We start from the raw sequence: 9,326 nt of genomic DNA, 5'->3' as shown, positions 1-9,326 counted from the left end.
CAACCTCGCTCTTCATAAACTCAACCAATTCATCGCTTGCTCCCTCAGCTTCTGTTCCTTCGGCTTCGATCTTTGGTGGTTCGAGCACCTCATCGCTTCTTTCCTCCACTTCTACCTCTCCAGCCTCCACCTTCGCCGCCTCGACCGCCTCATTATCGCTTACTTCCTTAATCTCTGCTTCTTTAGCTTCAATCTCTAAAGCCTCTATCTTCCCAGCCTCGACTTCCTCATCACTTACTTCCTGCTCCAAGGCATCCGGGATTTTGCCTAATTCGGCCATGTTCATCGTTTCGGCTACTCTAAAACGGTCCACGGTTAATAGCCCTTCTGTGGACTGTAGACTAGGTGGACTATATGAACCAATAATATTTGTCTCTGTCTCTTTTACATCATACACTTCTGTGGACTGTAGACTAGGTGGACTAGGTGGACTATGTGGACTATGTGGACTAATAATATCTGTCTCTGTCTCTTTTACATAATACACTTCTGTGGACTGTAGACTATGTGGACTATATGGACAGTGGTCTCTATCCCGACTGAGCAAAACAATGCTCATCGCCTCTGATTCAATCATCTTATCAGAAGTCGCTTCCTTCACGCCGAGTTCTGCTTCTACCACCCCCTCCTCAGCCTGGTTTATCTTCTTATCCTTTTTTAGCTTCGCCGCCTCAACCATCTCATCGCCTGCTTCTGCAACCTCTCCTTCTTCAGCCTCGATCTTCGAAAGCTCGACTGCCTTCTCGGTTGCTTCCTCAACCTCGGCTCCTCCAACCTCGCTCTTCATAAACTCAACCAATTCATCGCTTGCTCCCTCAGCTTCTGTTCCTTCGGCTTCGATCTTTGGTGGTTCGAGCACCTCATCGCTTCTTTCCTCCACTTCTACCTCTCCAGCCTCAATCTTCTCAGCCTCAACCTCATTATCGCTTACTTCCTTAATCTCTGCTTCTTTAGCTTCAACCTCCAAAGCCCCTATCTTCCCAGCCTCGACTTCCTCATCACTTACTTCCTGCTCCAAAACATCCGGGGTCTTGCCTAATTCGGCCTTATTCATCGTTTCGGCCACTCTAAAACGGTCCACGGTTAATAGCCTTTCTGTGGACTGTGGACTATGTGGACTAATAATATCTGTCTCTGTCTCTTTTACATAATACACTTCTGTGGACTGTAGACTAGGTGGACTATATGGACCAATAATATCTGTCTCTGTCTCTTTTACATAATACACTTCTGTGGACTGTAGACTAGGTGGACTATATGGACAGTGGTCTCTATCCCGACTGAGCAAAACAATGCTCCTCGCCCCTGATTCAGTCATCTTATCAGAAGTTGCTTCCTTCTCGCCGAGTTCTGCTTCTACAACCCTCTCTTCAGCCTGGTTTATCTTCTTATCCTTCTTTAGCTTCGCCGCCTCATCTGACCTATTACTTCCATCTGTCTCCACCATATCCTCTCCAAAACTATCCGTACTTTCAACCCCCATTGGCTTGGATTCAAATTTCCAAGGCTCTCCCGCCTTATCAGTATTTACTCCATTCTCTTCAGTATACTCTACTTTCTTAATCTCCTCTTCCTCTTTTAGAGTCTCCATCACCTTAACTGATTTCGGGGATTGTTGATCTGCCAGGGAAAGAAAGTCAGCAGGCTCGATCGCTGTTTTGGCTTGTCTAATCTTATTACTGTCTTTATAAATCCTGCGCCCCTGCTGGTTCAACTTAAGGCTTAAATTTGTCAACTTCTCTATTCTGGCCTCCATGCCATCCATATCTTTTCTTACCTCACCAACATCTTCCTCTATCTCCTCCAACTTTTGGATCATTTCTTGAGTCAGCCCACTTATCTCTTGAACTAAAGACAATATCGACTCTACACCTTTCCCAGGTTTTTCTAACGGTTGAGTCATTTTTTGATTAGACTTAGTTAATTCCGGCAGGGGGACTATTTTTTCAAGCAGCCCTGAGACCAGATTAATTACTTCTTCTACTCCTTCTTTCAGCACGTGAAGAAATGAGCTATCTTTTTGCCTTGGCCATTGAATCTTATCCACATCATCTATCTTTTGGACCAATAATTTCCTTAAATCTTCTCTTTTATGAAGCAAATCAAGAAAAGACTTTTGAGAACTTATGTTAAATACGGATTCTTTACTCCCGACCTTTTCTGAAATTTCGTTTATCCTCCGAACCAGTTCATCATCCAATTTGGATATTTTGGCCAGCAATTCCTTTAACAGAGGAGTGTTCTGCCCCTTTTCCAATTTTCCAACCTCTTCCCTCAGTCTTTCCTCCTCCACCTTAATACCTTTAGTTATTTCCACTAACGGCTCGATCTTAGATAGATTCTGATTCCCTGAAGAAGAAACAACCGGGCTATTATTTGGGTCAGAAGAGTCATTAATTGCCTTTTTCAGTTTAGTTACCTTGTTTGGTAAGAACTTAAAGTCTTCCCTTCTGATGATGAATTTGATATCACTAAGGATTCCATTTAACTGAGGTTTGGCAGCAGTGATCTCTCTCTCCAACTCGGAAAGGTTCTCTATCACTTCTCTTATCAATCCTAAGGTCTTTTCTCTTTGATTTTTTGGTTTAGGTAGGATTCGAATGTAGAAATTCCCAGGGTGTGGCTGTCTTATTTTCTTCTCTGGCGTGAAAAAGGGGACTTCACCTAACAGCTTTTGAGGAGAGATATTTTTAACTCCCAATATCTGGAGGGTCTCTGAAAGGAGTCCCAGTGAATGTTTATAATCTTTCCCTGCTGTTCGGATTAGTTCTCTTAAGTTATGAGTGATTTTTTCAGTCTGTGGGGAGGGAGTAAACAGAAGTTGGTTTAGAATAAGGTTAAAGGAAGGCCCTTTCGGGTAATCAGGGCGTGGATTTCGCTTAGAGGGATCACCTGCGGACAGTTTTTGCCATGTAAGATGACGAAGATATTCTGGTGAGTACATTGCTGCGTTGCCTCATCCCCGTTCAAGGGATGATTTAGGTTGAATTAAGTGCTGCGATGATTGGGATTAAGAGCCTATCTCAAAACCTCGGATCGGTTTTGGGATAGGCCTAAGTTTATCGGTAACTACTTCGCCATTAAGACACAAACAAAAAGACCACGACAAGGCACTTTAACAATTTTAATAGATTGTATGGCGCCTTCCGTGGCCTTATTTACTCATCTTACGAGAAAGCTGACTTGCTCTGGTCGGTTCCATATTCATCATAATGACGGCAACCAGGCTGTCGTCCATAAAGTTAAATATATCAATAATAACAGGATCCTCCAATCCTTGAAGGATCTGAGCTGCCTGAGCCGGTTTCATATTCTGGTAAAGGGCAGCCAAACGTTTCAGATTCTTTTCCTGATCTTCAAATCTGACCGTCCTTTCTTCCAAAGCCCGTTTACTTTGAGCCAGTTCTTGCTCTCTTTCAATTAATTCTTTTTCTCTTTCTAATAGCTTCTCCTCCTTTTCTTTTAATTTAGCCTCTCTCTCTTCCAGTTCTTTTCGTGGAGATTCAAGAGACTGCTTAATATTAGCAAACTCCTTCCTTCTTAAGACATCGAGGCTCGTCTCGGCCATGGCAGTGGGTCGTTTAAAGGATCCCCCCACTACCGGCAGTTTAGCCAAAGCCGGATAGGCAATCTTCTCCAGGCTTAAAACACCATAGCGGTCAAGCAGAAAGACACCTCCTCCTATTAAGGCGAGAATCACCAATAGAAGAATAATTACCGAAAGGTTTACTTTACCGGCCTCCCCCATTAAAGCCCCCTCCCCGGTAGTCTCCAAGCACCTTCTTCACATAATCCTGAGTCTCCTTAAAGGGAGGGATTCCACCTTGCTCTTTAACCGTCTTAGCTCCGGCGTTATAGGCAGCCAGGGCCAGGGGCAAGTCTCCCTTAAACTCATCCAGAAGAGAGCGAAGGTATCTTGTTCCCCCCTCTATATTTTGAGCTGGATCAAAGGGGTTGGTCACTCCCAGTTCCCTGACCGTAGCCGGCATTAATTGCATCAAGCCCAGCGCCCCTTTAGGAGAAACAGCCTCAGGATTAAAGTCCGATTCTGTGTTGATGACCGCCTCGATAAGAGCGGAATCTAAGTTGTATTTTTGGGCATAGGTGTTAATCAAGGAAGAGTAGTCTGAAGCTCCTTTCCCACTAATTACTTCCTTTAACACCTTCTGAAAGCTGGACTTTTCTCCCTCCTCTCCCTTAATAACCTGCTTAACAGACACAGTATTCGCCCAAAAGGAATCAAATCTATCCTGTATCTGTTCAATTCGACTCAATACAGATTGGATAGACAAGCGCACCCCTCCTTTATCCTTATCGACTTTATAAAGGGTAAAACTTAACCCTCAATTTATTCTTGCCGTCGGTGATGGATAGCAATACCTAACTCATCCAGAAAATTCTGTTCCTTTAAGGCCTCTTCTTCTTTATATCGCTCCAGCGCTCTCTCTTTCAATCTCTCCATAATCCTTCTATCCTGGGAGGCTTTCACTAATCGTTCCCTGGCCGCCTCGACTTCTTTGGAAAGGCTCTCTTGTTTTCCTTCTGCAGCCGCAATATCTAAAAGCAGCTTATTCAAATACCGTTGATACCAGCGGATTTCTTCCGGGAAGATACCTTTTTTTTTCCTTTGGCGAAGCTCATCCAAACAATCAAGATGGGCCTTCTTTATCCTTTCTACTAACTGCTCTTGTTGGGAGAGCCTTCGTCTAGCCTCGGCCAGTTCTCCTCTTAGAACTTCCTCTTTATGTTCCCTGATCTCCAGAATTCGCTGGAATCTAAATCTGAAAGGCATAATTAGAGTGTAACCGTTCAGGTATAGCTGCACGGATTAGCACGGATAAATAACACAGGACAGAAGGCGGAAGTGTAGGGACAGGGCTTGTCCCTGTCCGTGCTTGTCCATGTCCGTTCCGTAGACGGACAACCACAAGGGTTGTCCCTACAGCCTAAGGACAGACCCGAATCACGGACACGGCTCACGGATTTTCCGTGTTTCATCTGTGTGCATCTGTGGCTGAACGGTTACATTAGAGTTAATCTTCCGAAAGCATCTCTAACAGTCTATTCACTATAATCTTGTAATCCACCTTCTCCCAGATACCCTGTTTAAGGAAATCATTCGCTTCATCAATCATCCCCAGGGCAAAATCGATCCGGGGGTTGCTTCCCTTCACATAAGCTCCAATGTTAATCAGGTCTTCAGCTTCCTTCATAGTCGCAAGAACCTCTTTGAGCCGTCTGGCCGTTTTCTCGTGTTCAGGAGGGACAATATCGATCATTAGCCTGGAGATACTTTGAAGAAGATCGATAGCCGGATAATGGTTCCGGGCGGCTAGATCTCTGGAAAGAACAATATGGCCATCAAGAATGCCCCTACAGTTATCAGCTATGGGTTCATTCATATCATCGGCATCAACCAGGACAGAGTAGAAGCCGGTGATGCTTCCCTTTTCTGATGTCCCTGAACGTTCCAGGAGCCTGGGAAGGATGGCAAAGACAGAAGGGGTAAATCCCCGAGTAGCCGGTGGTTCACCAATAGCCAGACCTACCTCCCGCTGAGCCCGGGCAAATCGGGTCACTGAATCCATCATCAACAGCACATCTAATCCCTGATCACGGAAATATTCAGCAATAGCCGTGGCTACAAAGGCCCCTCGCAATCTAACCAGGGGCGCCTTATCTGAAGTGGCCACTACCAAAACTGACCGGGCCAATCCCTCTTCCCCTAGATCCTTCTCTAAAAAATCACGCACCTCTCTTCCCCTCTCTCCAATGAGGGCAATCACATTCACATCCGCCTCGGTAAACCTGGCCATCATCCCCAGTAAGGTGCTTTTTCCCACCCCGCTTCCAGAGAAGATACCCACCCGCTGCCCCCGACCGATAGTTAAGGCCCCATCAATCGCCTTTATCCCGACACTTAAGGTCTCTGTAATCCGCCGTCTTCTGAGGGGATCCGGAGGATCAGCTAAAATAGAACGCCTCTCCCGGCAAAAAAGCGGGCCTTTTCCATCCATTGGATTACCAATCCCGTCTAAGATTCGGCCCTTCAACTTTTCTCCCACCGGAACCACCAGGGGCCTTCCAGTAGCAATAACCTCACATTCAGGCCCAATCCCGGCCATGTCACCAATGGGCATCAGAAGGGTGGCATTCCCTCGAAAGCCAACTACCTCCGCCCGAATAAACCTTGACTCAGACGGTATTCTAATAAGACATATCTCCCCTATCCTGGCCGGGGGGCCAATAGATTCGATCACTAGACCAATTACCTTGGTCACCCTACCGCCCAGCCTAATCGGCTCAGTCTGTTCAATTACAGGGCGATACCTGTTAAGAATTGCAGATGGCATCTTATCTTAAGACTTCTGACCTTGTTCATCGTTTCGGCCACTCTAAACGGGTAGCCGGCGAGCTGCCTCCTGTGGACGGTGTGGACTATGTGGACGGCATAGACGGGTAGCCGGCGAGCTGCCTCCTGTGGACGGTGTGGACTATGTGGACGATGTAGACTATGGGGACTGTATAGACGGTAAACTCTATCCCCATTGACCCATCGGCCACTCTAAGTGGGTAGCCGGCGAGCTGCCTCCTGTGGACGGTGTGGACTATGTGGACGGCATAGACGGGTAGCCGGCGAGCTGCCTTCTGTGGACGATGTGGACTATGTGGACGGTGTGGACTCTGGGGACTGGATAGACGGTGAACTCTATCCCGATTGACCCAAACGATGAACCAGACCAGACTCCTCATCTTGCTCGACCATTGCCTCTTCACCTATATTGCCTCCTGGATTTTGCCGAGGAGAGCATCGCTTTCGTCAGACCTCTTACTCGCCCAGTGCCTCTTCACCTATGGCCTCCCTGAGACCTTCGGCTACCTGATCAAATTGGGTCTCGATCTGGGCATCAATGATCCCAAAATTTGTTTCAATCTTGCATCCACCAGGCGTAATGGTGGGATCTATTTTGATCTTTATGCCCTCTATCCCGGAAAGCCCGGCGATAAACTCCTCTTTCCTGGATTCAGTTAATTCCAAGTCACTCAGGTTTACCTTAACCGTAATCTCTCCTTCTCCAGTTATTCGCTTTACCGCCGCCGAGACATTCCCCCTAATAATCTCTTTATTTTGAGTCAACTCTGTCTTAATTACCCTTTCAGCCAGTAAAATGACCAATTCAATTATTTCGGCTTCCGCTTCTTTAATAATTTCATTCCGCTTATGTACCGCCTCAAGGAGGACTTCCTCCGCCCGTTTAATCAACCCCAGAGCCTTCTCCGCACTCTCCTTAAATCCAGCCTCAAACCCGGCTTTTTCACCAGCCTGCGCCCCTTGAACCCGGGCCTCTTCCAAAACAGTTTTCTTCTCTTTAGAGGCGCTGCTGACCATTTCATCAGCCTTAGCCTTAGCCTCTGCCACTATCCGATCAGCCCGGGACTGGGCTTCTTGAACCATCTCTTCGGATATTTTAGCTGAAAATTCATCAAGTTCGGCCCTCTTCTGAGCGACCTTAGCATTAAGGGATCTTAACTTATCTTCCGACTCTTTAATCCGATGCTGAAGGCTCTCCAGGACAGTCCTACCAGCGATTTGGGTAGGCTGACCATTGATAACTAAACGAGGCCCGGACGGAAGGGAACGATAAACCCTTTTGATCACCTTAATCTCCTTTGTCTACTCAGGCATCCAGTAAGTAGTTACTATCCTTTTCATCATTCTCCTGCCCGAGGGATAACGATATCACCCGATTCCTCCAACTGTCTGATTACAGCGATTATCTTCTGTTGGGCCTCCTCAATATCTTTCGGCCTGACTGCCCCCAGAAAACTAAGCTCATCTTTGACCATCTGGGCGGCTCTTTGGGCCATATTCTTGAAAATCTTTTCCTGAATCTCTTCCGTAGCCCCTTTAAGCGCCACAGGTAAATCCGACGAATCAACATCCCGTAAAACCGTCTGGACTGAACGATCGTCCAGCAAAAGGATGTCCTCGAAGAGGAAGATCTTCTTTCTAACCTGTTCCGCTAACTCCGGGTCGGTCTCTTCCACTTTACTCAGGACCTCTTTTTCTAACTCTTTACTCATCTTCAACATATTAACGAGGGTATCAATGCCGCCCATAACTCCTACGGCGCCTGCTTCCACTCTACCTATCTTTTTTTCCAGAATCTTAGCCACTCCTTGAAGGGCCTTAGGGGAAACAGGCTTCATAAGCGCAATTCGTCTGCTCACCTCACCCTGGATGTCTTCTGAAAGCTTAGCCATGATCTCAGTGGCTTTTTTGGCAGGTAGATTGCTTAAGACAAGGGCGATAGTTTGAGGATGCTCACTCTGGATGGCGCTTAAAAGTTGTGTGGAGTCCACTGTCTTCAGAAACTCAAGGGGGCTACCTTTTTGAAGGGCGGCAATAGAAGAACTCAAGTTAGACATAATCTCATTAGCCCTTTCATCACCGTAAGCGCGAGATAAAAGCTGTCTCGCATAATCAGAACCGCCCATATGAACGAACTGCTGAGACATAATTTTTTCTTGAAACTCTTTTAAAACCGCCTCAGTTTCATTCGAGCCAATCCTGGGAATTCCAGCGATCTGCATAACCAGCTTTTCCACTTCTTCTGATTTCATAAGTTTCAAGATACTTGAAGAAAGTTCATTCCCCAAGATAAGTATAAGCATGGCTGCTTTCTGATGACCGGTAAGTTGAACCTCGGCGACTTCGGCCATAACATTCCTCCCTCAATAGATGACAAAATACAGCGCCCAGAACACAGACAAAGGCATCTGTATTCTATTCTATTCTCTTCTCCCCTGACCGTCGTACAAATAAGGAGTAAGCTCCATATCCTTTAAGAAACGGTAAGAACCCTTTTGCATAAGTCGTGAATAAGCAGTAAGTCTGAAAATAACCCTCTCCGCCCTCTCTACTCCAAAGGTATGCGAGAGGGCCTCATAAGCGTATTCCACCCCACCATTAGAGATAAACTCCTGACCGATCATATCTTCCTGAAATTCGGTCAAAACCTCTGCCCGTTCTTCTTCATTTACCTCAGGTAGATGCGTAAGCTCTAAAGTCAACCTCTCAATCTCTTCTTCTTCCAGGTAACTGAAAACTTTTTCAGCAATCTCTTCTCCCAGGCTGCGCATCAATAAAGCCGCCTTTTGAGGGCCGGATAATTCGATCATTTTACCTCTCCTTTTTCGTAACCGTTCAGGTATGCACGAATTAGCACGGATAAATAACACAGGACAGAAGGCGGAAGTGTAGGGACAGGGCTTGTCCCTGTCCGTGCTTGTCCATGTCCGTTCCGTAGACGGACAACCACAAG

10 protein-coding genes are annotated in these 9,326 nt (G+C 46.3%); 2 read left to right on the top strand and 8 right to left on the bottom strand.

Translation table 11 applies throughout. The annotated features are described in order from the left end of the window. The 5 genes from AB1797_10375 to fliI all read right to left on the bottom strand — a co-directional run. On the bottom strand, window positions 1-2,317 hold a 2,317-nt coding region (locus AB1797_10375), incomplete at its 3' end, for a hypothetical protein (GenBank protein ID MEW5768009.1). A gap of 837 nt (window positions 2,318-3,154) precedes the next feature. Next, complete coding sequence (locus AB1797_10370; protein MEW5768008.1) at window positions 3,155-3,748, bottom strand: hypothetical protein; 594 nt, start codon at window positions 3,746-3,748, stop codon at window positions 3,155-3,157. Next, window positions 3,732-4,298: a lytic transglycosylase domain-containing protein gene (locus AB1797_10365; protein ID MEW5768007.1), complete on the bottom strand. Its 567-nt coding sequence runs from the start codon at window positions 4,296-4,298 to the stop codon at window positions 3,732-3,734. The genes AB1797_10370 and AB1797_10365 overlap by 17 nt, the downstream gene beginning before the upstream one ends. A gap of 50 nt (window positions 4,299-4,348) precedes the next feature. Continuing rightward, a complete protein-coding gene (gene fliJ, locus AB1797_10360; GenBank protein MEW5768006.1) occupies window positions 4,349-4,792 on the bottom strand; it encodes a flagellar export protein FliJ in 444 nt (147 codons plus the stop codon). 241 nt (window positions 4,793-5,033) lie between these two features. Further along, the gene (fliI, locus tag AB1797_10355; protein ID MEW5768005.1) at window positions 5,034-6,353 is read right to left on the bottom strand and encodes a flagellar protein export ATPase FliI; all 1,320 of its coding nucleotides are present in this window, start codon (window positions 6,351-6,353) and stop codon (window positions 5,034-5,036) included. Here fliI and AB1797_10350 point away from each other — a divergent pair. Beyond that, the gene (locus tag AB1797_10350; GenBank protein MEW5768004.1) at window positions 6,341-6,463 is read left to right on the top strand and encodes a hypothetical protein; all 123 of its coding nucleotides are present in this window, start codon (window positions 6,341-6,343) and stop codon (window positions 6,461-6,463) included. The genes fliI and AB1797_10350 overlap by 13 nt on opposite strands. 106 nt (window positions 6,464-6,569) lie before the next feature. Next, window positions 6,570-6,722: a hypothetical protein gene (locus AB1797_10345; GenBank protein ID MEW5768003.1), complete on the top strand. Its 153-nt coding sequence runs from the start codon at window positions 6,570-6,572 to the stop codon at window positions 6,720-6,722. 107 nt (window positions 6,723-6,829) lie between these two features. Here AB1797_10345 and AB1797_10340 read toward each other — a convergent pair whose 3' ends face one another. The 3 genes from AB1797_10340 to AB1797_10330 all read right to left on the bottom strand — a co-directional run bounded on the left by AB1797_10340 (window position 6,830) and on the right by AB1797_10330 (window position 9,183). Then, window positions 6,830-7,660 (bottom strand): FliH/SctL family protein, encoded by an 831-nt coding sequence (locus AB1797_10340; protein MEW5768002.1) that lies wholly within the window; start codon window positions 7,658-7,660, stop codon window positions 6,830-6,832. A gap of 53 nt (window positions 7,661-7,713) precedes the next feature. Then, entirely contained in the window at window positions 7,714-8,724 is a 1,011-nt protein-coding gene (gene fliG / locus AB1797_10335; protein MEW5768001.1) for a flagellar motor switch protein FliG, read from the bottom strand. A gap of 69 nt (window positions 8,725-8,793) precedes the next feature. Continuing rightward, window positions 8,794-9,183 (bottom strand): hypothetical protein, encoded by a 390-nt coding sequence (locus tag AB1797_10330; GenBank protein MEW5768000.1) that lies wholly within the window; start codon window positions 9,181-9,183, stop codon window positions 8,794-8,796. Between the last annotated feature and the right edge of the window lie 143 nt (window positions 9,184-9,326).

Source organism: bacterium, assembly GCA_040753085.1.
Lineage (GTDB): Bacteria > UBA9089 > JASEGY01 > JASEGY01 > JASEGY01 > JASEGY01.
This window is presented reverse-complemented; position numbering and strand designations above follow the sequence as displayed.

Coding starts and splice junctions, on each gene's coding strand:
- fliJ (MEW5768006.1), bottom strand. CDS start 4,792: ATGCCTTTCAGATTTAGATTCCAGCGAATTCTGGAGATCAGGGAACAT.
- AB1797_10370 (MEW5768008.1), bottom strand. CDS start 3,748: ATGGGGGAGGCCGGTAAAGTAAACCTTTCGGTAATTATTCTTCTATTG.
- AB1797_10330 (MEW5768000.1), bottom strand. CDS start 9,183: ATGATCGAATTATCCGGCCCTCAAAAGGCGGCTTTATTGATGCGCAGC.
- fliI (MEW5768005.1), bottom strand. CDS start 6,353: ATGCCATCTGCAATTCTTAACAGGTATCGCCCTGTAATTGAACAGACT.
- fliG (MEW5768001.1), bottom strand. CDS start 8,724: ATGGCCGAAGTCGCCGAGGTTCAACTTACCGGTCATCAGAAAGCAGCC.